20 protein-coding genes are annotated in these 23,318 nt (G+C 64.4%); 13 read left to right on the forward strand and 7 right to left on the reverse strand.

Annotated features, from left to right (window positions below; all coding sequences use genetic code 11):
- Positions 1-4: 4 nt before the first annotated feature.
- Entirely contained in the window at positions 5-850 is an 846-nt protein-coding gene (locus ML401_RS05130) for an SDR family oxidoreductase (protein WP_285810346.1), read from the reverse strand.
- Between the two features lie 182 nt (positions 851-1,032).
- Between ML401_RS05130 and ML401_RS05135 the strand changes: the two genes are divergently transcribed.
- The 4 genes from ML401_RS05135 to ML401_RS05150 all read left to right on the forward strand — a co-directional run bounded on the left by ML401_RS05135 (position 1,033) and on the right by ML401_RS05150 (position 6,376).
- The gene (locus tag ML401_RS05135) at positions 1,033-2,529 is read left to right on the forward strand and encodes an aldehyde dehydrogenase family protein (RefSeq protein ID WP_285810347.1); all 1,497 of its coding nucleotides are present in this window, start codon (positions 1,033-1,035) and stop codon (positions 2,527-2,529) included.
- Positions 2,530-2,640: 111 nt separating this feature from the next.
- Positions 2,641-3,768: an alkene reductase gene (locus ML401_RS05140; RefSeq protein ID WP_285810348.1), complete on the forward strand. Its 1,128-nt coding sequence runs from the start codon at positions 2,641-2,643 to the stop codon at positions 3,766-3,768.
- 145 nt (positions 3,769-3,913) lie between these two features.
- The gene (locus ML401_RS05145) at positions 3,914-4,417 is read left to right on the forward strand and encodes a GFA family protein (protein WP_285810349.1); all 504 of its coding nucleotides are present in this window, start codon (positions 3,914-3,916) and stop codon (positions 4,415-4,417) included.
- A 297-nt stretch (positions 4,418-4,714) separates the two neighbouring features.
- A complete protein-coding gene (locus ML401_RS05150) occupies positions 4,715-6,376 on the forward strand; it encodes a thiamine pyrophosphate-binding protein (protein WP_212065974.1) in 1,662 nt (553 codons plus the stop codon).
- Between the two features lie 85 nt (positions 6,377-6,461).
- Here the strand turns inward: ML401_RS05150 and ML401_RS05155 are convergent, their stop codons facing one another.
- Positions 6,462-7,838: an LLM class flavin-dependent oxidoreductase gene (locus ML401_RS05155; protein WP_285810350.1), complete on the reverse strand. Its 1,377-nt coding sequence runs from the start codon at positions 7,836-7,838 to the stop codon at positions 6,462-6,464.
- 322 nt (positions 7,839-8,160) lie between these two features.
- Between ML401_RS05155 and ML401_RS05160 the strand changes: the two genes are divergently transcribed.
- From ML401_RS05160 to ML401_RS05170, 3 genes are all read left to right on the forward strand, one after another.
- On the forward strand, positions 8,161-9,555 hold the full coding sequence (locus ML401_RS05160; protein WP_285810352.1) for a M20 family metallopeptidase: 1,395 nt from the start codon (positions 8,161-8,163) through the stop codon (positions 9,553-9,555).
- 104 nt (positions 9,556-9,659) lie between these two features.
- Positions 9,660-10,571, forward strand: a complete 912-nt coding sequence (locus ML401_RS05165; protein WP_194405972.1) for an amino acid ABC transporter substrate-binding protein — start codon at positions 9,660-9,662, stop codon at positions 10,569-10,571.
- A gap of 140 nt (positions 10,572-10,711) precedes the next feature.
- On the forward strand, positions 10,712-10,918 hold the full coding sequence (locus ML401_RS05170) for a hypothetical protein (protein ID WP_376717343.1): 207 nt from the start codon (positions 10,712-10,714) through the stop codon (positions 10,916-10,918).
- Between the two features lie 178 nt (positions 10,919-11,096).
- On the opposite strand, the gene ML401_RS05175 is transcribed toward ML401_RS05170, so the two are convergent.
- Both ML401_RS05175 and ML401_RS05180 read right to left on the reverse strand, forming a co-directional pair.
- Positions 11,097-12,680: an amidohydrolase family protein gene (locus tag ML401_RS05175; protein WP_285810354.1), complete on the reverse strand. Its 1,584-nt coding sequence runs from the start codon at positions 12,678-12,680 to the stop codon at positions 11,097-11,099.
- Between the two features lie 191 nt (positions 12,681-12,871).
- The gene (locus ML401_RS05180) at positions 12,872-14,137 is read right to left on the reverse strand and encodes a D-amino acid dehydrogenase (protein WP_285810356.1); all 1,266 of its coding nucleotides are present in this window, start codon (positions 14,135-14,137) and stop codon (positions 12,872-12,874) included.
- 424 nt (positions 14,138-14,561) lie between these two features.
- On the opposite strand from ML401_RS05180, the gene ML401_RS05185 reads away from it, so the two are divergent.
- The 6 genes from ML401_RS05185 (at position 14,562) to ML401_RS05210 (ending at position 19,837) form a co-directional block, all read left to right on the forward strand.
- Entirely contained in the window at positions 14,562-15,536 is a 975-nt protein-coding gene (locus ML401_RS05185; RefSeq protein WP_285812630.1) for a LysR family transcriptional regulator, read from the forward strand.
- 97 nt (positions 15,537-15,633) lie between these two features.
- Positions 15,634-16,485 (forward strand): amino acid ABC transporter substrate-binding protein, encoded by an 852-nt coding sequence (locus ML401_RS05190; RefSeq protein ID WP_285812631.1) that lies wholly within the window; start codon positions 15,634-15,636, stop codon positions 16,483-16,485.
- A gap of 114 nt (positions 16,486-16,599) precedes the next feature.
- Entirely contained in the window at positions 16,600-17,331 is a 732-nt protein-coding gene (locus ML401_RS05195; protein WP_285810358.1) for an amino acid ABC transporter permease, read from the forward strand.
- 3 nt (positions 17,332-17,334) lie between these two features.
- The gene (locus ML401_RS05200; protein ID WP_194405976.1) at positions 17,335-18,027 is read left to right on the forward strand and encodes an amino acid ABC transporter permease; all 693 of its coding nucleotides are present in this window, start codon (positions 17,335-17,337) and stop codon (positions 18,025-18,027) included.
- Between the two features lie 12 nt (positions 18,028-18,039).
- Positions 18,040-18,771: an amino acid ABC transporter ATP-binding protein gene (locus tag ML401_RS05205; RefSeq protein ID WP_259215680.1), complete on the forward strand. Its 732-nt coding sequence runs from the start codon at positions 18,040-18,042 to the stop codon at positions 18,769-18,771.
- A gap of 205 nt (positions 18,772-18,976) precedes the next feature.
- Positions 18,977-19,837: a D-amino-acid transaminase gene (locus ML401_RS05210; RefSeq protein WP_285810361.1), complete on the forward strand. Its 861-nt coding sequence runs from the start codon at positions 18,977-18,979 to the stop codon at positions 19,835-19,837.
- Between the two features lie 125 nt (positions 19,838-19,962).
- Here the strand turns inward: ML401_RS05210 and ML401_RS05215 are convergent, their stop codons facing one another.
- Genes ML401_RS05215 through ML401_RS05225 form a run of 3 tightly spaced genes read right to left on the reverse strand, consistent with a single transcriptional unit; the run spans position 19,963 to position 23,220 of the window.
- Positions 19,963-20,424, reverse strand: a complete 462-nt coding sequence (locus ML401_RS05215) for a carboxymuconolactone decarboxylase family protein (RefSeq protein ID WP_285810364.1) — start codon at positions 20,422-20,424, stop codon at positions 19,963-19,965.
- Between the two features lie 29 nt (positions 20,425-20,453).
- Positions 20,454-22,064 carry an MDR family MFS transporter gene (locus tag ML401_RS05220; protein ID WP_285810366.1) on the reverse strand — a complete coding sequence of 537 codons (1,611 nt, stop codon included), beginning with the start codon at positions 22,062-22,064 and terminating at the stop codon, positions 20,454-20,456.
- 4 nt (positions 22,065-22,068) lie between these two features.
- The gene (locus ML401_RS05225; protein ID WP_285810367.1) at positions 22,069-23,220 is read right to left on the reverse strand and encodes an HlyD family secretion protein; all 1,152 of its coding nucleotides are present in this window, start codon (positions 23,218-23,220) and stop codon (positions 22,069-22,071) included.
- Between the last annotated feature and the right edge of the window lie 98 nt (positions 23,221-23,318).

Consider the following 23,318-nt stretch of genomic DNA (forward strand, 5'->3'; position numbering starts at 1 on the left):
GCGGTCACTCCCCCTCCACAAACCTCTTGAACGCATCCGCATAATCCGGATGCCAGCGTGACAGTGGCGGGCGGTTCTCGACGATGTCGCCGGCGGCCCACAGCATGCGCTTCTCGTCGAGCGCGCGTGGCACGTCGTTGTCCGGGCACAGGATGTAGAAATCGCCGGCCTCCAGCCGCGCCAGCATGAAATCGACCGTCTGTTCCGGCGTCCAAGCGCCGGCCGGCTTTTCGGTGCGGCCCTTCGCGGTGAGGCCGGTGAACACGAAGCCGGGGATCAGCAGGTGCGCTGTGATGCGACAGTCCTTCGTGTTGCGCAGCTCATGCTGGAGCGCCTCAGTGAACGCTTTCACCCCGGCCTTGGAGACATTGTAGGCGGGATCGCCCGGCGGCGTGGTGATGCCCTGCTTCGAGCCGGTGTTGATGATGAGGCCGCGCCTGCCGCGCGCGATCATGCCCGGTGCGAAGATGCGCGAGCCGTTGATGATGCCCCACATGTTGACGCCGATGATGCGCTGCCAATGGTCGGGCTCGCCGAACAGCGTGCTGCCGGGCTGGATGCCGGCATTGTTCATCAGGACGTCGGTGCCGCCGAACCGCTCGCGCACCACGCGCTCCAGTTCCGTCACGCTGTCGGCCTTGCTGACATCGACCGCGAAGGTTATCACATCTGCGGCAGTGGTGACGGATGACAGTCTTGCTGCAGCTTCTGCCAACCGGGGCTCGTCGACATCGACGATACACAGCTTCATTCCCGCGCGCGCAAAGGCGACGGCAGCGGCAAATCCGATGCCGGACGCGCCCCCGGTGATCACGGCAACATTGTCTTTGACGATGGCGGGATGGGGCATGGTGCGTCTCCGCAAGAGGGATTTGCGCGAGCTATAACATGGCGGCTGCGCGACCCTGCACAAGTCGGCATGGGAGGTCCTCGTTCCGCGCTGCCTTTACGCCTATCCGGCACCGCGGTATCCTTCGACGCAACGATCCCGCCCAGATCGAACCAATCAATCATTTGACAGGGAGTGCAGCCATGGCTGTGTCGCAGGCTATTCCGATCACGCGCCATCCGTTCGCCAACGGGTCCTACAAGCAGATGCTGATCGACGGGAAATGGGTCGACGCAGCCTCGGGCAAGCGCTTCGAGACGCGCAATCCCGCAACGGGCGAGCTGCTCGCAACCGTCGCCGAGGGTGACAAGGAAGACATCGATCGTGCGGTCGCCGCCGCCCGCCGTGCCTTCGAAGGTCCCTGGAGCAAGGTCAAGCCGTTCGAGCGGCAGAACCTGCTCCTCAAGCTTGCCGACCTCGTCGAGAAGAATTTTGACGAATTGTCGCAGCTCGACACGCTCGACATGGGCGCGCCGCTCAGCCGCACCCGTGCCTATCGTCTGCGCGCCGTCGGCATGCTGCGTTACTATGCCGGCCAGACCACCGCGATCCACGGCGAGACCATCGAGAATTCGCTGCCGGGCGAAATCTTCTCCTACACGCTGAAGGAGCCGATCGGCGTCGTCGGCGCCATCATTCCCTGGAACGGGCCGCTCACCGCGACGATCTGGAAGATCGGTCCCGCGATCGCGACCGGCTGCACCGTGGTGCTCAAGCCTGCGGAAGAGGCGCCGCTGACCTCGCTGCGCATCGCCGAGCTGGCGATGGAAGCCGGCATTCCCCCGGGCGTCGTCAACGTTGTGCCCGGCTATGGCGAGACCGCGGGTGCCGCGCTCGCCTCGCATCATGACGTCGACAAGGTCGCCTTCACGGGCTCGCACGTCACGGGCCAGTCGATCATCCGCGCCTCCGCCGGCAATCTCAAGCGCGTCTCGCTGGAGTTGGGTGGCAAATCACCGGACATCGTGTTTGCCGATGCCGATCTCGATGCCGCCGTGCCGGGTGCTGCGATGGCGGTGTTCGCCAATTCCGGCCAGATCTGCAGCGCTGGCACGCGTCTGTTCGTCGAGCAGGCGATCTACGAGGAGTTCGTCGGCCGCGTCGCCGAGTTCGGCAAGAAGCTGCAGGTCGGCAACGGTCTCGATCCCAACGTGCAGATCGGCCCGCTGGTCTCCGAGCAGCAGCTCGAGCGCGTCACCGGTTATCTCGACATCGGCCAGAAGGAAGGCGCACGCGCTCTCGCCGGCGGCGGCCGGGTGACTGAAGGCGCCCTGTCGAAAGGCTTCTTCGTCTCGCCGACGGTGTTCGCGGGCGTCCAGGACAACATGCGCATCGCGCAGGAGGAGATCTTTGGTCCCGTCATCTCCGCGATCGCGTTCAAGGACATGGACGAGCTGGTCAAGCGCGCCAACAACACCACCTTCGGCCTCGGTTCCGGCCTGTGGACCCGCGACGTCAGCAAGGCGCATGCGGTTGCAAAGTCAATGCGCGCAGGTTCAGTGTGGGTGAACTGCTACCAGGCGATGGACCCGGCCGTGCCGTTCGGCGGCTACAAGATGAGCGGCTACGGCCGCGAGTCCGGCAAGCAGCATGTCGAGGAATATCTCAACGTGAAGGCGGTCTGGATCAAGACGGCGTAAGGGCGCGCTCTCGCGTTCCGCGAGGGAGGATATCTGCTTGGGGGCGGTACCTTTTCCGGTGCCGCCCCTCGCACTATGATCTGCATTCTTTCATACACATCCGGGGCCAGCATGAAATTCGAAGCGTTGTTTAAGCCGTTGCAGGTCGGTCCGTACAAGCTTGCGCATCGCGTCGCGATGGCGCCGTTGACGCGCATGCGGGCCGAGCGCGAGAGCTTTTCGCCGCGGCCGCTCAACGCCGAATATTATGCCCAGCGCGCGACGCCCGGCGGCCTGCTCATCGCCGAAGCCTCGCCGGTGCTGTCGCACGGCCGCGGCAACCCGGCGACTCCAGGCATTTATTCGCAGGCGCAGATCGACGGCTGGCGCAAGGTGGTCGATGCGGTGCACGCCAAGGGCGGCATCATCTTCCTCCAGCTCTGGCATGTCGGCCGCGTCTCGCATTCCTCGTTCCATGGCGGCGAGCTGCCGGTTTCGGCTTCGGCGATCCCGATCAAGGCGGCCGGGATGAAGGCGATGACGGCCGACGGCAAGATCTCCGACTATGAGACGCCGCGCGCCCTGGAGACCGAGGAGGTCAAGGGGATTGTCGAGGCCTTCAGGCAAGGCGCGAAGAACGCGCTCGCCGCCGGTTTCGACGGTGTCGAGATCCACGGCGCCAACGGCTATTTGCTCGAGCAGTTCCTGCAGTCGCGCAGCAACCAGCGCACCGATCAATATGGCGGTTCGATCGAGAACCGCGCGCGGCTCTTGCTCGAGGTCACGCAGGCTGCGATCGACGTCTGCGGCGCGAACCGCGTCGCCGTGAGGCTCTCGCCCCACGGCATCGCCAATGATTCCGGCGAGCCGGATCCGATGCCGCTCTACACGCATGTGGTGAAGGCGCTCGACAAGCTTGGCCTCGCTTATCTGCATTTCATCGAGCCGCGCTCCAGCGGCGCGGGCCGTGCCGACGTCCATTGGGAGAACGTGCCGTCGGCCATGGTGCTATTCCGACCGCTCTACAGCGGCGTGCTGATGACCGCCGGCGGCTTTACCGGCGAGACCGCGAATGCCGCGATTGCCGACGGCCATGCGGACATCATCGCGTTCGGCCGCATCTTCATCTCCAATCCCGATCTGCCGCGGCGCCTCGCGCACGGCTACCCGATCACGCCGTACAACCGCGCGACGTTCTATGGCGGCGAGGAGAAGGGGTATACGGACTACCCTGTTTATGACGAGCTGACGCCGGCCTGACCAGTCATTCCTGGGCGACGCGAAGCGTCGAGCCCGGAATCCATCTCACGTCCTGGCTTGCTGTTCGATGGATTCCGGGCTCGCGACGTCGTCGTGCCCCGCAATGACAAGCGTATATCGCGTACATGACGACGGAGAGACGTCCATGGCCAAAGCCGCAGCCGCCGCAGGGATCGCCACCGGCCAATGTCTCTGCGGCAAGGTCAGCTTCGAGATCGACACCCCCGCGCGCTGGGCGTGGCACGATCATTCCGCCGCGAGCCGCCGTGCCCATGGCGCGGCCTATGCGACCTATGTCGGCAGCTGGAAGAAACGCTTTCGCATCACGTCAGGGAAAACGGCGCTGACGCGCTACGAGGACAAGGCGACCAAGACCACCCGCAGCTTCTGCTCGCATTGCGGCACGCCGATCGCCTATGAGCGTCCGCGCGGGCCGCATATGGTCAACATCCCCCGTGCTCTGTTCAGAGAACGCACCGGCCGGCAGCCGCTCTATCACATCGGGATCGAAGAGCTGCAGGAATGGGCCTATACCGGCGAGCCGCTGGTGCCGCTGAAGGGCTTTCCGGGCGTGGTCTGGCAGCGCTCGAAAAAGAAAAAGCGCGCGGGCGGCGAGGATCCGTTCGGGCTGGGGCGTGAGGAGATGTAGCGCGAGCCGCGTTCAGCTCTCGTGCCCCGGACGCAGCGCAGCGCCTCCCCGGCGATGCACAGCATCGTCTGGTGCGGTGATGCCCTGCTGAGCCGGGCCCATGCGTCGGCGAGCGCTGCGTGAATTTAGGTCCCGGCTCTGCGCCGCACCGCTGCGCGCTGCTTCGCGTCCGGGACACCAGAGCGTAGTTTGCCGCATTCACGCAACGCAGCCATGAGCGCGCTTCCTTGCGCGCCTCGCAAGAATTCGGCCATCATGCCTTCCGTCCTTGCGGCAACGTCCGCTCCTGGAGGAAACATGAAGAACAAGATCACCGGCCGCTCCGCCTTTCTCGCGCTGCTCAAGGACGAAGGCATCACGCATCTGTTCGGCAATCCCGGCACCACCGAGCTGCCGATCATGCATGCGCTGAAGGACCATCCCGACCTCACCTATGTGATGGCGATGCAGGAGAGCCTGGTGGTCGCGATCGCCGACGGCTACAGCCGGGCCTCCGGCAAGCTCGTCGCCTGCAACGTCCATGTCGCGCCCGGGCTTGGCAATGCCATGGGCTCGCTCTACAACGCCCAGTTCACGGGCACGCCGATGATCCTCACCGCGGGACAGCAGGAGCAGGGCCACGGCCTGATGGAGCCCGTATTGTACGGCCCGCTCGTACGCATGGCCGAGCCGCTGGTGAAATGGGCGGTCGAGGTGACGCGGCTGGAGGATCTGCCGCGCATCGTGCGCCGCGCCGCCAAGGTGGCGATGACGCCGCCGACCGGCCCGGTGTTCATCTCGCTGCCAGGCGACATTCTCAACAGCGAGGCCGGCATCGACCTCGGCCGCTCCACCCGCATCGATGCGCGCGTCAAGCCGTCGGACGAAGCGCTGAAAGCCTTTGCCGCGCGGCTGCTGAAGGCCGAGCGCCCCGTCATCGTCACCATGGACGAGGTGGTGAAGAGCGACGCGCTCAAGGAGGCGGCCGAACTCGCAGAGCTGCTCGGCGCTGCCGCCTACCAGTCCTCGACGCCCTACGGCTCGCACTTCCTCTCGGAGAGCCCGAGCTTCGTTGGCACGCTCGCGCGCGTGCAGAAGGTCGCGCGCGATACGCTGGCGCCTTACGACCTGCTGATCGCGCTCGGCGGCGATCCGCTGCGGATGTCGGTCTATAGCGAGGTCGATGCGCTGCCGGACGGGCTCGGCATCGTGCAGGTCGGCCTCGTCGATTGGGAGATCGCCAAGAATTACGGCGCCGAGATCGCGCTGAAGGCGGACCTGAAGGAGACGCTGCGCGCGCTGATCCCGGTGCTGAAGGAGATAGGCGGCGCGACGCTCACGGGCCGCGCCAAGCAGCGCCTCGCCGAGCTTGCGCCGAAGAACTGGACCGCACGCCGTGCCGCGCTGGTCGAGCAGATCGGCAAGAGCGCCGGCCGCAGCCCCATCGATCCGGACTTCCTCGTGCTGCAAATGGTCGAGGCCATGCCGGAGAATGCCATCCTGGTCGACGAAGGCCTCACCTCGAGCCGCCAGGTCACGGCGCTGCGGCCGCATCGCGACCGCTTCGGCTATCACGGCCTTGCCTCCGGCGGCATCGGCTGGGGCCTGCCGGCCTCCGTCGGCGCCAGCATCGCCAACCCGGATCGCCCCGTGGTGTGCTTCTCCGGCGACGGCAGCGCGATGTATTCGATCCAGTCGCTGTGGACGGCGGCGCATCACAAGCTGCCGCTCAACGTCGTCATCGCCAACAATGGCGGCTACCGTATCATCAAGCAGCGCCTGCTGGCCTTCCACGGCGACGACAATTATGTCGGCATGGATTTCGTCGATCCGCCCGTGGATTTCGCCGGTGTGGCGAAGGCGCTCGGCTGCGAGGCGATCAGGATCAGCGACCCCCGTGAGCTGAAGGCGACTTTGGCCTCGGCGTTTGGCCGGCCGGGGACGAAGCTGATCGAGGTGATGGTGGACGGGAAGGTGTAGCCCCTCTGCTCCGCTGTCGTCTCGGCGCCCGTGCGCAATTGCGTACTAGGCCGGGACGACATCGAGGGGGTGCGACACCGGGGGCCTACCCCTTCTTTCCCACCCGATATCCCGCCGCCGGATGCGGTGCATCGAGCCTCGCGCGGCCGCCGAAGAGTTTTTCCCGCAACGTGCCCTTCGTGTATTCCGACTTGTACCTTCCGCGCCGCGTCAGCTCCGGCACCAGCATGTCGGAGATGTCCTCGAAATCGCCGGGTGAGATCGCGAAGGCGACGTTGAGGCCGTCGACGTCGGTCTTCTCGAACCAGTCCTCGATCTTGTCGGCGACGCTTTCGGGCGTGCCGACCACGACCGGGCCGGCGCCGCCGATGCCGACATGCTCGATGACGTCGCGCACGGTCCAGACGCGGTCCGGATCGCCCCGCGTGACGTTGTCGAGGGCGCTGCGGCCGGCATCGTTCTGCACGTGACGCACCTGCTGGTCGAGCTCGTAGCCGGAGAAATCGATGCCGGTCCATCCCGACATCAGGGCGAGCGCGCCTTCCGGATTGATGTGCGAGCGGTAGTCGGCATATTTCGCCGCAGCTTCAGCCTCGGTATTGCCGAGGATGATCGTCATCATGTTGAACATCAAAATCTCCGCCGGGTTGCGGCCGAGTGCGGCGGCTTCCTGGCGGATCGCAGCGACGCGCGGCGCGATGATCTTGGCCGACGGTCCCGACATGAAGACGCATTCGGCGTGCTTGGCTGCGAACTGCCGGCCACGCGGCGAGGTGCCGGCCTGGTACAGCACCGGCGTGCGCTGCGGCGAGGGCTCGCTGAGATGGATGGTGTTGTTGATGCGGTAGTTCGCACTCTCATGATTGATGCGGTGAACCTTGCTCGGATCGGTGAAGATGCCGCGCTCGCGGTCGCGCAGCACGGCGTCGTCCTCCCAACTGCTTTCCCAGAGCTTGTAGACGACCTCCATATATTCGTCGGCGATGTCGTAGCGGTCGTCGTGCCCGGTCTGCTTGTCCTTGCCGGCGCCGCGCGCGGCACTGTCGAGATAGCCGGTGACGACGTTCCAGCCGATCCGCCCTTCAGTGAGGTGATCGAGCGTCGACATTCGCCGCGCGAACGGATAGGGCGGCTCGAACGACAGATTGCTCGTGACGCCGAAGCCGAGATTTTGCGTGACGGCCGCCATTGCCGAGAGCAGCAGCAGCGGCTCGTTCGACGGCGTCTGCGCTGCGTTGCGCAAGGCCGCGTCAGGGCTGTTGCCATAGACGTCGTAGACCCCGAGCACGTCGGCGAGGAACAGCCCGTCGAAACGGCCGCGCTCCAGAGTCTTGGCGAGATCGATCCAGTAGGGCAGGCGATTATATTCGGCGGTGCGGTCGCGCGGATGGGTCCAGAGGCCGGGTGACTGGTGTGCGACACAATTCATCGCAAATGCGTTGAGTCTGATCTCTTTGGCCATGCTGGCTCCCCGGCGCCCTGTACTGAGCGCTCTTCGAATGGTAGATGTGCGCCCCGAACTTGACGCTCAACTTGATGTCCTACTTGGCGAAGTTCTTGCATATCGCTTGCGCTTGGCAAGGCCAAAATCAGCGGCGCTGCTGCGCTTGGCAAGCCAATCCCGGGGATGCAAGGACGAAATCCCAAGAGAAGTGCAAGGGAAGTGCAAGAGAACGACAAGAGAAGTACAAGCCAACCGCAAGAACTATCCAAGTCCCCGCCACTTTCGAAGGCCAGCTCGTATCGGGTAAGGTCCTTCGCCTCAACGTCTCGAAAAGCAAGTCATGACCAGAGCCGACGCCATCGCCCGCGCCCGTGAGGATTTTACATCAGGCGCCTTCCTCGCCGAGCTCGACCGCCGCGTCGCCTTCAAGACCGAGAGCCAGAATCCGTCACGCGGCCCCGAGTTGCGTGCCTATCTGGAACAGGAGATGCAGCCGGCTTTTGCCGCGCTCGACTTCACCAGCCGCATCGTCGAATCCCCGAGCGGCAAGGCGCCGTTCCTGTTCGCCGAGCATCACGAGAGCGCCTCAGTGCCCACGGTGCTGGTCTATGGCCATGGCGACGTCGTCGATGGGATGGAAGGCGAGTGGCGCGACGGCCGCGATCCCTGGCGCACCACGGTTTCGGGTACGCGCCTTTATGGCCGCGGGACCGCCGACAACAAGGGTCAGCACAGCATCAACATGGCGGCACTCCGCGCGGTGCGCGATGCCCGCGGCGGCAAGCTCGCCTTCAATGCCAAGTTCATCGTGGAGATGGGCGAGGAGATCGGCTCGCCCGATCTCGGCAAGGTCTGCGATCTCAACCGTGACGCGCTCAAGGCCGATCTGTTCATGGCCTCCGATGGGCCGCGCCTGTCCGCGGAACGTCCGACGCTGTTCCTGGGCTGCCGCGGCGGCATCCGCATCCATCTGGATGTGAATTTGCGCGACGGCGGCCACCATTCCGGCAATTGGGGCGGCGTGCTGGCCAATCCCGCGACCATTCTGGTCAATGCGATCTCAACGCTGGTCGACGGTCACGGCCGCCTCCAGCTCGACGCCCTGAAGCCGCCGCGCCTCACCAACCAGATCCGCTCCTATCTCGCCGACGTGCAGGTGTTGCCGAGTGCGGACGAGCCCGCGCTGGCCGAGAACTGGGGCGAGGAAGGTCTTTCGGCCGCCGAACGGCTCTATGCCTGGAATACGCTGGAAGTGCTGGCGATGTCGTCGGGCAATATCGAGAAGCCGGCCAACGCCATTCCAGGCCACGCCAACGCCGTGCTGCAACTGCGGTTCGTGGTCGGCACCAAGATCGACGGCCTGATCGACGCGATCCGCGCCCATCTGGTCGAACACGGCTTTCCGATGGTCGAGGTGCGGGCGGCGCAGAGCTTTGCTGCATCGCGCACCGATTTCGACAGTCCCTGGATCAAATGGGCGGCGGATTCGGTGAAAGAGACCACCGGCAAGACGCCCGCGGTGCTGCCGAATTTCGGCGGCTCGCTGCCCAACGACGTATTTTCCGAGATCCTGGGCCTGCCGACGATCTGGGTCCCGCACTCCTATCCCGGCTGTTCCCAGCATGCGCCCAATGAGCACATCCTGCTGCCTCTGACCGAGGAGGCCTTGACGGTGATGGCCGGGCTGTTCTGGGATCTCGGCCAGTTGCCAGGACCCCTGGCAAAACCCCGCTAAACTGAGCCGTTAACCTGAGCCTCGATCTCGCCGAAAGTCACATTCTAATCCAAGCCGATTTGTGCTTGCATCCCGCACGCATCATCCTGAAAGGGGACAAAAAAGTGAAACATTTCCGTAGCATTGGGCTCGCGCTCGCCGCGACTTTCGCCGTCAGCCAGGCTGGGGCCCAGGAGCTGACCGGCACGCTGAAGAACATCAAGGACACCGGCGCCATCACGCTGGGCTTCCGCGACTCCTCGATCCCGTTCTCCTATCTGGATGACAACCAGAAGCCCGTCGGGTTCGCGATGGACATCTGCTACAAGATCGTCGACGCCGTGAAGAAGGAGCTCAAGCTCGACAAGCTCGAGGTCAAGCTCAACCCGGTGACCTCGGCGACCCGCATCCCGCTGATGGCCAACGGCACCATCGACCTCGAATGCGGCTCGACCACCAACAACGCCGAGCGCCAGAAGCAGGTCGCCTTCACCAACACCCACTATCTGACCGCCAGCCGCTACGTCTTCAAGAAGTCGAGCGGTCTGAAGTCGATCGACGACCTCAAGGGCAAGACGGTGGTCTCGACCGCGGGCACCACCAACATCAAGCAGCTCACCGAGGCCAACGTCGAGAAGAAGCTCAGCGCCAACATCATCCCGGCCAAAGACCACGCCGAGGCCTTCCTGATGGTCGAGACCGACCGCGCGGTCGCCTTCGTCATGGACGACATCCTGCTCGCGAGCCTCGTCGCCGGCTCGAAGTCGCCGGGCGACTACGAGATCTCCAAGGATGCGTTCTCCAAGCCGGAGCCCTACGGCATCATGCTGCGCAAGGACGACGCGGCCTTCAAGAAGGTCGTCGATGCCGCGACCGCGGCGCTCTACACCTCCGGCGAGGCGCAAAAGATCTACGACAAGTGGTTCACGCAGAAGATCCCGCCGAAGGGGCTGAATCTCAACACCCCGATCTCGGCCGAGCTGAAGAACGAGTTCGCCAAGCCGACGGATTCGCCCAATCCGGACGACTACAAGTAAGATAAAACCTCGATCTTTCGATCGGGATCATGTCCGGCCACTCTTGACACAGGGGTGGCCGGACATTTGCATAGGCGCCGGGACATCCATAACTGGCGCGTTCGCGCGGGGCGCTCATCACGGGCTTGATCGTCGGGGTGATGCGCACGCTGCTGTCGAAAGGCGCCAACTGGTTCGGCTTCTGTTACGTCGAACTCTTCTGCAACATGCCGCTGCTGGTGCTTGCAAGGGGAGCCTACTTCCATCCCAAGCACAACATGTCCCTCTGCGCCGTTCATACCGAGACCGACATCGCCGCTGCGCTCGAGGCCGCGGAGCACGGCCTTGCAACGGTGGCGGCACTTTGAGAGGTCGGCCGTCAGCTGATGCTGTTCAATGCACGGCCGATGGCAGCAAAGATATCGGCGATCTGTTCCTCGGTATTGATCAGGGGCGGCGCGCAGCGACCGGTACCTCTGTTGTGGCGCGCTCCTTTGATACAACGTTCATAATCAGGTCGTCATTTGAAAGGCCCTCGGGCGATCTCTACGGACAAGTCCCCGGCGCCGGCGTGCGCTTGAGCGCGCGGCCGCTGGCCGCCGTCGTCAGTTGGCCGTCCTGGATCGCCGGCGCGCCGTTGACCAATAGCGTGTGCACGCCGACGGTCAGCTCGCGCGGGCGCACATAGTCCGCCTTCGGCGCGTAGCGGGCCGGGTCGAACACCACGACATCGGCGAAATAGTCCGGCCGCAGATAGCCGCGGCGGTCGAGCTTGAAGATGTCGGCCGACAGCCCGGTGGACTGACGGATGAACGTCTTCAAATCGATGACCTGGCGCTCCCTGACGTAGACGGCGTATTTGCGCGGAAAGGTGGCGAATTGCCGGGGATGGCCGTCGGTGCCGTCGGAGCCGGTGACGACCCATGGCTGCTTCATCACGAGGTCGACATCGCTGTCGATCATGTTGAAGGAAGCGATCGAGTCGCGCGGGTTGGCGCGCAGGATGCGCACCGCGGCGTCGACCGGCTCGACCTTCCACGCCTCGGCCATTTCCGACAGCCGCTTTCCCGTCCATTCCCGATCGACGCTGGTCAGCAGGATCGAGTCCGCGCCGCCGCGGCGTCGCAAATTCTCCATCATCTCGTCGCGGATTTTCGCCATCTGTGCCGCATCGTCGAAACGTTTGATCATCGCCGCATAGCCGCCATCGACCGCCCAGCGCGGCACCAGCGCCGCATCGAGGCTCGTGCTCGACGCCAGCCACGGATATTGATCCGCCGTCACCTTCTGGCCCGCCGCGCGCGCCGCCTCGATCAGGCGGATCACTTCCGGCACTTGGCCCTGCAGGTCGACGCCGAGCGCCTTCAGATGCGCAAAATGCACCGGCATCTCCGCCTCACGGCCAATCTGGAGCACCTCCTTCGCGGAATTCATCAGACCAATGGAATACGAGCTCTCGTCGCGCTGGTGGGTGTCGTAGATGCCGCCGCGGCGCGCGGCTTCCTTCGCCACCGCCACCACTTCCTCGGTCCTGGCAAAACTCTGCGGAGCGTAGAACAGCCCGGCGGAAAGGCCGATGGCGCCTTCGCACATCGCTTTGGCAACCAGCGCCTTCATGCGTTCCAGTTCATCAGGCGAAGGCGCGCGGGCATCATGGCCCAGCACCGCCTCGCGGACCGCACCGAAGCCGACATAGCTGACGATGTTGGTGCCGACCTTTTGCGCCTCGAGCTCGGCCTGATCGGCCGCGACGTTGGGCGTACCCCTGCCGTCGACGCCGATGAAGATGGTCGAAACGCCCTGCATCAGCCATGGCGCATTCAGCCGCTTGGCCGCATCGCCCGATCGGATATAGCTTTCGGGATGGGTGTGGACGTCGATGAACCCGGGCGCGACGATCATGCCCTGTGCGTCGATGCTGGCCTTTGCCGCCGGCGCGCCGGCATGCGGGCCGACATAGACGATCCTGTCGCCGCTCACCGCGACGTCGCCGGCGAACGGAGCCTCGTCGGCGCCGGTGTAGATCGTCCCTCCGCTGATGAGGAGATCGGCCGTGCCGGCGGCGATGGCAGCGGTAGTCGGGACGAGACCAAAGCAAATGGCGGCAAGAAGGGCAGGCAGGCATTTCATCTGAAAAGTCTCCGTCATGCGAGCAGCAGGCTAGTTCGCGTTCTCCCGGCCATCCAATGCAAGCTTTGCATTGGAGGCGCATCTCCCGGGCACCCAAAAAGCTCTTCCTCGCCAACAAAGCCGACCCTTGCGCTCATGGGGGACCTGTTCTGGGATCTCGGCGAGAAAGGGAAACGTACCTGACAGAACCGTCACGCCGCGCGCCGCACCGCAAACGCGCCGGCTTCAATCGCCGCCGGCCTGCCGTCGATCAGGTCAGCGGTGAGGCGGGCGCTGCCGCAGGCCAGCGTCCAGCCGAGCATGCCGTGGCCCGAATTGATGAACAGCCCGGAGAGCGGCGACCACCCGATGATCGGCCGGCTATCGGGCGTCATTGGGCGTAGCCCGCACCATGGCTCGACGTCGCCGTCAGTCGCCATCCCCAGCATTTTCGCCGCCGCGCGGCGCAGGATGTCGAGACGGCCCGGATCGAGGCTTGCATCGTTGCCGTCGAGATCGGCGATCCCGGCAACCCGGATCGCCGTGCCTTCGTCGCGCGCGAGCGGCGCGAACACCAGCTTGCGTTCGAAGTCGGTGACGCTGTGGCGAAGCGCGCTGACTTCGCCCGCGGGCTGCAGCGTGATGCTGTAGCCCTTGACCGGGTAGATCGGCAGGTAGAATCCGCAAGCTCTTGCAAAGGCGCTCGAGGATGCTCCCATGCAGAGAACGAAGCGGTCAGCTTGCACGCGTCCCTTAGCGGTGTCCACGCCAACAAGACGGCCGCCGGACCGGACCGGTCCGGTCACGGGCGTGTCGAGCAGCCACTCGACATTGTTTCGCTGTGTCAGGCGGTCGGCAAGCGCGGCGCAGAACGCGGCGCAATCGCCGACCTGTTCGGAGGCGGTGAAAATGCCGCCGGCGAGTTCGCGTGCTCCGAGCTTGAGCGCGGGCTCCAGTGCGAGGCACTCGGCCGGCGTGAGCACCTGCTGCGCATTATCAGCACCGGCCTTGCCGGTGACGGCGCTTCGTGCGGCGTCGAATTCGCTGGGCGAACGGAACAGCACCAGCTTGCCGGCGGTTCGCAATCCAAACGCGAGATCGAGCGTCTGCGACAGGCGTGTCAATTCGTCCCGGCTGATGGCGGCAAGCGCGAGCTGCGCGGCAACGGTGTCGCGCACGGCGGCCGAGCGGCAGGCGAGCAGGAAGCGAACGCCCCAGGATATCAGATGCGGATCGAGGCCGGGGCGAATACGCATCGGCGAGTCTCTGGCGACCAGCAGCGAGGGCAGCTTCAACAGTGTCGCAGGCGATGCCAGCGGGGTCACGAAGGCATAGGACAGCTGGCCGCCGTTGGCGGCGCTGGCGTCGGCGCCGGTCTCGGCATGGCGGTCGACGATGATCACGTCATGTCCGGCCTCGCTGAGGCACCATGCCGTCGTCAGTCCGATGACGCCGGCGCCGAGGACACAGATTTTCATGTAAGGACTCATTCTGGACTGTCGCCCGATGCGGCAACAGAGCCGATCGGGACGAGGAGTGGCGTTGCGGCCGCCAACCTAGGGCGGCCTGATCGCCCCCGGCGATGCCATGTCTGCATCATGCAAAACTTGCATGATGGACCCCGCCGTAGCACGCTGAAGCAGTCGGGCGGCATCGGGCGAATGCGGATCGGCGCATGAAAGGCTGGGATTTGAAGGGGATTGGGCGGGAATCGGCGTCGGAAGGCCCTGATGCAAAGCTTGCATTGGTCGGGCCATATGCCGCTTCGCTAGGTTGCGCGCCATGGGGCAACCAATACCGTGGCAGCAAGCATGGCCGGTCGACGCGCGCCGTTCTGCGCCGTCGGGAGCAGGGTATCGCGGGGAACCCGCCGCAGCGTCCGGCATCAAGACAGGTCGCGTGATGGAACTGCGCTGGCTGCAGGATTTTCTGATGGTGGCCGAGACCGGCAACTTCACCCGTGCGGCCGAGCGGCGCAACACGTCGCAGGCGGCGTTCAGCCGCCGCATCAAGTCGCTGGAGGCCTGGCTCGGCTTCGATCTGATCGATCGCAGCGTCTATCCGACGCAATTGACGCCGCAAGGCGAGCGCTTTCGCGAGCATGCCGGGGAATTGCTGCGGCAGATGCTAGACAGCCGCGACGAGCTTGGCGGCAAGCCGCTGCGCTCGCATGAGCACATCAGGATCGCACTGCCGTTCGCCATGGCGACGGCGCAGCTGCCGCAGTGGTGGCAAGCCTGGTCCGCCGAGCGGCGCATGAGCTGTTCGGTCGTGGTCGGCAACATCCATGATCTCGTCACCTCGCTGGTGTCGGGCAACGCGGACCTGATGATCTGCTATCACCACGCTCAGCAGCCGATCCATCTCGATCCGGATCGCTACGAGCGCGTGAGCCTCGGCACCGAGTATTTGCGGCCCTATGTCAGCGAGGCGCTGGCCGCCAGGGGAGGCATATCGCTGCCGGGCAAGGCGTCGCATCCGGTGCCGCTGCTGATGTATTCGCCCGGTGTCTATTTCGCGCGCCTGGTCGATCTCATCCTGGAGAATGCCCCGATCACCGGCCAGCGGCTGATCGAAAGCGACATGTCCGATGTGCTATGCGAGATGGCGCTGGCCGGACGCGGCGTCGCCTGGCTTACGGAAGGTACCGCCGCGGCGCATGGCCACAAGGGATTGGCGGCCATCGGGGGCAACAAGTGGGCGTTGCCGCTATCTTTAGTCGCATTCAAGGACCGGACGAATAGCCAGCGATCGCTAAATCTCTTTTGGTCCGAATTGCGCAGGAATAATGCGGCCCATGCCGCAGACGGGCGTACGGGGAAGGTTGCGAAAGGACCGGTCAAATCGCCTGCCAGGCCTTCGAGATCGAGTCGCTGAAGTATCGTCAGTCAATAACCAAAAGAGGGAGAACTTCGTGAAATACCGTCGGATAAGCTTCTGTCTGCTTGCTGGCGCGTTGTCCGCCGGGCCGGCGATGGCCCAGGAACTCACGGGAACGCTGAAGAACATCAAGGACACGGGCGCCATCACGCTCGGCTTCCGCGACTCCTCGATCCCGTTCTCCTATCTGGATGACAACCAGAAGCCCGTCGGGTTCGCGATGGACATCTGCTACAAGATCGTCGACGCCGTGAAGAAGGAGCTCAAGCTCGACAAGCTCGAGGTCAAGCTCAACCCGGTGACCTCGGCGACCCGCATCCCGCTGATGGCCAACGGCACCATCGACCTCGAATGCGGCTCGACCACCAACAATGCCGAGCGCCAGAAGCAGGTCGCCTTCACCAACACCCACTATCTGACCGCCAGCCGCTACGTCTTCAAGAAGTCGAGCGGCCTGAAGTCGATCGACGACCTCAAGGGCAAGACGGTGGTCTCGACCGCCGGCACCACCAATATCAAGCAGCTCACCGAGGCCAACGTCGAGAAGAAGCTCAGCGCCAACATCATCCCGGCCAAGGACCACGCCGAGGCCTTCCTGATGGTCGAGACCGACCGCGCGGTCGCCTTCGTCATGGACGACATTTTGCTAGCGAGCCTCGTCGCTGGCTCGAAGAATCCGGATGACTATGCCATCTCCAAGGACGCGTTCTCCAAGCCGGAGCCCTACGGCATCATGCTGCGCAAGGATGACGTGGCCTTCAAGAAGGTGGTAGATGCTGCGACGGCTGCCCTCTACACCTCGGGCGAGGCCGAGAAGATCTACAACAAGTGGTTCACCCAGAAGGTCCCGCCGAAGGGGCTGAACCTCAACACGCCGATCTCGGCCGAGCTGAAGAACGAGTTCGCCAAGCCCTTGGACTCGCCGAACCCGGACGACTATAAGTAAGATAACTTCGATCTTTCGATAGGAATCATGTCCGGCCACTCTTGACACAGGGGTGGCCGGACATTTGCATAGGCGCCGGGACATCCATAACTGGCGCGTTCGCGCGGGGGACACGTGAACTATAACTGGAACTGGGGAATCTTTTTCCAGCCGAACCCGATGGGCACCGGCACCTATCTCGACATGCTCTTGTCGGGCCTGGTGCTGACCCTCAAGACCGCGGCGCTGGCCTGGGTCATCGCGCTGATCACCGGCTCGCTCGTCGGCGTGATGCGCACGCTGCCGTCGAAGGGGGCGAACTGGTTCGGCTTCGCCTACGTCGAATTCTTCCGCAACATGCCGCTGCTGGTGCAGCTTTTCCTGTGGTTCTTCGTGCTGCCGGAATTGTTGCCAAAAGGCGCCGGCACTTGGCTGAAGCAGCTGCCGAAGGCGCCGTTCTGGACGGCGGCAATCGGCATCGGCTTCTTCATGTCGGCGCGCGTCGCCGTGCAGCTGCAGGCCGGCATCGGTTCACTGCCGCGCGGGCAGAAGATGGCGGCAACGGCGCTGGGCCTGACCACCGCGCAGGGCTATCGCTACGTGCTGCTGCCGATGGCGTTCCGCATCATCCTGCCGCCGCTGACCTCCGAGTTTCTCAACACCATCAAGAACACGGCGGTCGCCATCACCATCGGTCTGCTCGAGCTGACCGGACAGGCGCGCTCGATGCAGGAATTCTCGTTCCAGGTGTTCGAGGCCTTCACCGCCGCGACGATCCTCTATCTCCTCGTCAATGCCGTTGTCGTGACCGCGATGCGCTTCCTCGAGCGCTGGGTCGCGATCCCCGGCTACATCACGGGGAAATAAGCGATGTTCGCCAATCTCGATTTCGACGTCATCCGCCGCGCGCTGCCTTACCTGTTCTACGAGGGCATGACGTTCACGCTGACGCTGACGGGCCTCGCGGCCCTCGGCGGCCTTATCTTCGGCACGGCGCTCGCCCTGATGCGGCTCTCCGGCTTCAAGATCCTTGGCCGCATCGCCGGGGTCTATGTCGACTTCATGCGCTCGCTGCCGCTGGTGCTGGTGATCTTCTGGTTCTACTTCCTGGTGCCCTATATCGGGCAGTGGGTGACCGGCGCCTCGCGTCCGATCAGCGTTGGCGCGTTCGCATCCTCGCTCATCACTTTCATCATGTTCGAGGCGGCGTATTTCTCCGAAATCATGCGCGCCGGCATCCAGTCGATCTCGCGCGGCCAGCCGTCCGCGGCCAGTGCGCTCGGACTGACCTACGCCCAGACCATGCGCTACGTCGTGCTGCCGCAGGCGTTTCGCAACATGCTGCCGGTGCTGATCACGCAGACCATCGTGCTGTTCCAGGACACCTCGCTGGTCTACGTCCTGTCGATCACGGACTTCCTGGGTGCGGCGAGCAAGGTGGCGCAGCGCGACGGGCGCCTCGTCGAAATGTACCTGTTCGCAGCCGTGGTCTACTTCACCATTTCCTGTATCGCGTCCTTCGGCGTCCGCCGCCTGCAGGCGCGCATCGCCATCATTCGCTAGGGCTCCCCGCTCATGATCGAAATCAGCCACGTCAACAAATGGTACACGCCGAGCTTCCAGGTGCTGACCGACTGCACGACCAGCGTCACCAAGGGCGAGGTCGTCGTGGTCTGCGGCCCCTCGGGCTCGGGCAAGTCGACCTTGATCAAATGCGTCAATGCGCTCGAGCCGTTCCAGAGCGGCGACATCAGCGTCGACGGCACCAAGGTCAATGATCCCAAGACCAATCTGCCGAAGCTGCGCTCGCGCGTCGGCATGGTGTTCCAGCATTTCGAGTTGTTCCCGCACCTCAAGATCATCGACAATCTCTGCCTCGCGCAGGAGAAGGTGTTGAACCGGTCGCGCGACAAGGCGATGGCGAAAGGCATGCAGCTGCTGGACCGCGTTGGCCTCAAGGAGCAGGCGCAAAAGTTTCCCGCGAATCTGTCAGGCGGCCAGCAGCAGCGTGTTGCGATCGCCCGTGCGCTCGCCATGGATCCGATCGTCATGCTGTTCGACGAACCGACCTCCGCGCTCGACCCGGAAATGGTCAGCGAGGTGCTTGACGTCATGGTGGACCTCGCTCATGAGGGCATGACCATGATGGTCGTCACCCACGAGATGGGCTTTGCCCGCAAGGTGGCCAATCGCGTGATCTTCATGGACCGCGGCGAGATCGTCGAGGACGCGGCAAAGGAAGACTTTTTCGGCAAGCCGCGCAGCGACCGCGCGCAGAAGTTCTTGTCGAAGATCCTGTCGCACTGACCGGTCGTCGTCCCGGGGCGCGCGAAGCGCGAACCCGGGATCCATCAGGCCGCGTACGCGTAGCGAGATGGATTCTCAGGTGCGCAATTGCGCACCATAGCTCGTTGCTTCGCAACGCCCCGGAAAGACGAATAGAGGGTGATCCGTCCTTCTAACTGGCGTATAAGCGCGCCAATTCCCCATTTCAGTCCCCAGGAGACCTGCCTTGGACCCGCTCGCCTACGTCAACGGCTCATTCGTCCCGCTCTCGGATGCCAAGATCTCGGTCCTCGATCGCGGCTTCCTGTTCGCCGACGGCATCTATGAGGTCTCGGCCGTGCTCGACGGCAAGCTGGTCGACAACGCCTCGCATCTGGCCCGCCTGGAGCGCTCGGTCGGCGAGATCAAGCTTAAGCTGCCGGAGACGGTCGAGCGCATCACCGAGCTGCAGAAGGAGCTGATCGCGCGCAACAAGCTCGTGAACGGTCTCGTCTATCTCCAGGTGACGCGCGGCGCCGACAAGGGCCGCGACTTTCCGTTTCCGAAGGGCGACGTCAAGTCGAGCCTTGTGATGTTCACCTCGGAGAAGGACATCATCAACGCCGCCGCGGCGAAGACGGGTATCAACGTCATTACGGTGCCGGACATCCGCTGGGAGCGCCGCGACATCAAGAGCGTGGCGCTGCTCGCGCAGGTCCTGGCCAAGCAGGCCGCCGCCGAGGCCGGCGCGGGCGAGGCCTGGATGCTGGAGGATGGATACGTCACCGAGGGCGGTTCGTCCTCGGCGTTCATCCTCACCAAGGACGACGTCATCGTGACCCGCAAGAACTCCAACGCGATCCTGCCGGGCTGCACCCGCAAGGCGGTGGTGGCGCTCGCCGAAGAGCGCCAGCTCCGCGTCGAGGAACGTTCGTTCACCGTCGCCGAAGCGCTCGCTGCGAAGGAAGCCTTTGTCACCTCGGCGTCACTGTTCGTCCAGCCGGTGGTTGCGATCGACGGCAAGAAAATCGGCGACGGCAAGCCGGGCCCGATGGCCACGCGCCTGCGCGAAATCTACGTGGAGTTCGCCAAGGCGACGGCGGTTTAGGCCGCATAGGCAGCTATCGTAGGGTGAGCAAAGCGAAGCGTGCCCACGCATTCTTGCGACCATGAAAAGATGGTGGGCACGTCGCAAGTGCGGCTTTGCCCACCTTACGGCACCTTCGCTGGGGCCTACGCCGCCGACGCCTTCACCTTCACCGGATGAACCGCGCGGAACGCGATCGCGATCCTGTTCCAGGCGTTGATGGCGCCGATCAGCATGGTCAGGTTCACCGTCTCCTCCTCGGAGAACTGCGCGCGGACCTGCTCGTAGACATCATCGGGCGCGTGGGTCTGCGAGATCAGCGTCACCGCGTCAGTCCAGGCCAACGCCGCGCGCTCGCGGTCGGAATAGAGCGGAGATTCGCGCCAGGCATCGAGCAGGTAGATGCGCTGCTCGGTCTCGCCGCGCTTGCGGGCGTCCTCGGTGTGCATGTTGATGCAGAAGGCGCAGCCGTTGATCTGCGAGGCCCGGATCTTGACCAGCTCGATCAGCGATTTCTCGAGACCGGTAGACTGGATCTGCTCCTCCAGTGCCATCAGCGCCTTCATCGTGTCAGGGGCGGCCTGATAGAAATTCATGCGGGGCTTCATGGTCGTTCTCCTTGCTGGTGGGGTTGACGTCAGTGGGCGCCGCCGGCCGAGGTCTGGCCGGGCTTCTTCAGGAAGAGGACGGCAACCAAAGCCACGATCAGCGCCATGCCGAGCAGATAGAAAGTGTCGCTGAAGGCGAGGATGTAAGCCTGCTTCTGCACGGTATGTCCGATCGCGACATAGGCGCGATGCGCGGCGTCCGCGTGGTCGAGGATGCCGTGATTGACGAAATATTGCGTCAATTGTTCCAGCCGCGTCCGCGTCGCCTGCTCGAACACCGACACCGATTGCGTCAACACGTTGGAGTGATATTGCTCGCGCTTGGTCAGCACCGTTTGCAGCAGCGCGATGCCGACGGCGCCGCCGAGATTGCGCATCATGTTGAACAGCCCGGAGGCCGATCCCGCATTCTCCGGCTCGATGCCCGCGGTTGCGACCGCCGACAGCGGTGCCATCACCAGCGCCTGGCCGATCGCGCGGACGACATTGGGCCACAGCAGCTGGTCGGCGGCATAGTCGCTGGTCATAGTGATGTTCATGAAGTTCGAGCCTGCGAACAGCACGAAGCCGATTCCGATCACGAGCCGCGCATCGAATTTCTGCATCAGGCGCGGCACCAGCGGGATCAGCACCAATTGCGGCAATCCGGTCCATGCCAGCACCATGCCGATCTGCTCGGCGTTGTAGCCCTGGATGCGCGCCAGATATTGCGGCAGGATGAACACCGAGCCGTACAGCGCAATACCCAGCAGAAAGTTCGCGAGCATGCCGAACGCGAAATTGCGGCGGACCAGCAGGCGCAGGTTGAGCAGCGGCTTCTTCACCGTCAACTCGATGACCAGGAAGGCGGTCAGTGCGACGGCCGCGATCACTGAGAGCTTGACGATGAAAGGTGAGCCGAACCAGTCGTCCTTGTTGCCTTCCTCCAGCACGGTCTGCAGCGCCGATAGCCCGATCGCCATGGTGATGATGCCGGCCCAGTCGCCCTCAGCGAGCAGCGACAGCTTCATCGGTTTGGCCTCGAGCGCGTACCAGAGCATGCCGACCATGACCGCACCGGGGACGAGGTTGACGTAGAAGATGTACTCCCAGCCGAAATTCTCGGTGAGATAGCCGCCGATCGTCGGGCCGATCGCGGGGGCGAACGTCGCGGACAGCGCGAACAGCGCCAGGCCCACCGGCTGTTTTGCGCGCGGCAGCAGCGTGATGATCAGCGTGAATGCCATCGGGATCAGAACGCCGCCGGTGAATCCCTGGACGGCACGCAGCACGATCATCTGCGACAGATCCTGTGCCAGCGCGCAGGCCGCCGACAGCAGGAGGAACAGGATCGCGTTGGTGAGAAGATAGATTCGGATCGAGAACACCTGCGCCAGCCAGCCGGACAGCGGGATCACCACGATCTCGGCGATCAGATAGGAGGTCGAGATCCAGCCGCCGTCGTCGATGCCGGCGCCGATGGCGCCCTGGATGTCCGCGAGCGAGGCGTTGACGATCTGGATGTTCAGCACCGCCATGAAGGCGCCGAGCGTGGCGCCAATCACCGCGATCCAGGTTCTTGCGGACACCGCCGGCGCGGCGGGCGCAGCGGGGGCGGAGAGGCCGGCAGCAGCGTCGACGGTCGGTTGTAGCGTGCTCATGGCTTCAACCCCCGTGCGCGCGGGAGGTGTTGTCGGCGAGGCGCTTGGCCGTTTCGCGCGCGGCCAGCACGGCCTGCTTGGTGTCCACGGTCGGCACCGCCGACATGCCCGGGCGCAGCAGGCCGGCGAGACTGTGGTCGTCGAGCACGATCTTCACGGGGACGCGCTGCACGATCTTGGTGAAATTGCCGGTGGCGTTGTCAGGCGGCAGCAGTGCGAATTCGAGCCCGCTTGCCGGCGACAGGCTGTCGACATGACCCCGCAGGGTCTTGTCGCGGAAGCTGTCGATGTGCAGTTCGACCGGCTGTCCCGGCCGCACATGCGTGAGCTGGGTCTCCTTGAAGTTCGCGATGACATAGACCGCGTCGAGCGGCACCACCGCCATCAATTGCGTACCGGCCTGGACGTATTGCCCAACTCGCAAGCTCCGGGCGCCGACCGTGCCATCAACCGGCGCGTTGATCTCGGTGTAGGACAGGTTCAGCGCCGCCTGCTGCGCGACCGCGCGGGCCCGCGCGAGCTGAGCGGTGGCCTGCGCGCGCTGGGTGGTGAGCACGTCGATCTTGCGCTGTGCGGCCAGAAGGCCGAATTTCGCGTGTTGCGCTTGCGCGCTGCTGGCGCGCAGCGCCGCGTCGGTCTGCTGCGCACGCTGGATCGTGCCGGACCCTGACTTCATCAGGTCGTCGTAGCGGGCGCGCTCCTCCTGCGCGAATTTCAGATTGGCGTCGGCCGCAGCGACATCCGCCGTGCTCTGCTCGATGACCGGTTGCTGCAGTTCGAGCTGGGCATCGATGTTGCGCACCGAGGCTTCGGCGGCGGCGACGTCGGCCTTGGCCTGGTCGAGCGCGGTCCTGAAGTCGCGGTCGTCGATCCTGGCCAGCGTCTGGCCCGCCCTGACCCTCTCGTTGTCGGCGACGAGCACCTTGGCGATGTAGCCGGAGACCTTCGGCGCGATGATCGTGGAATCCGCCTTCACATAGGCGTCGTCGGTGGATTCCAGGTAGCGGCCGGTTTTCAGGTAGTCGTAGCCGTAGTCGCCGGCGACCGCGACGCCGATCGCCAGCGCCAGGCCGATCGCCGCTCGCCTGATCGCCTGACGGGACGGGTGCAGGCTGATTTTTCCATTTGTTTCAGGGGCATAAGAAGCGTTCGACATGGCATCCTCGGATTTCCCGGACGCCCGTCTGAACGGTGCGCCGCTGGTATCTGCAAGATGTGCTGTCCCGTTCGTTGTGATAATCTCTGAATTTATGG

Source organism: Bradyrhizobium sp. 62B (assembly GCF_030272265.2).
In the GTDB taxonomy this organism is placed as follows: domain Bacteria; phylum Pseudomonadota; class Alphaproteobacteria; order Rhizobiales; family Xanthobacteraceae; genus Bradyrhizobium.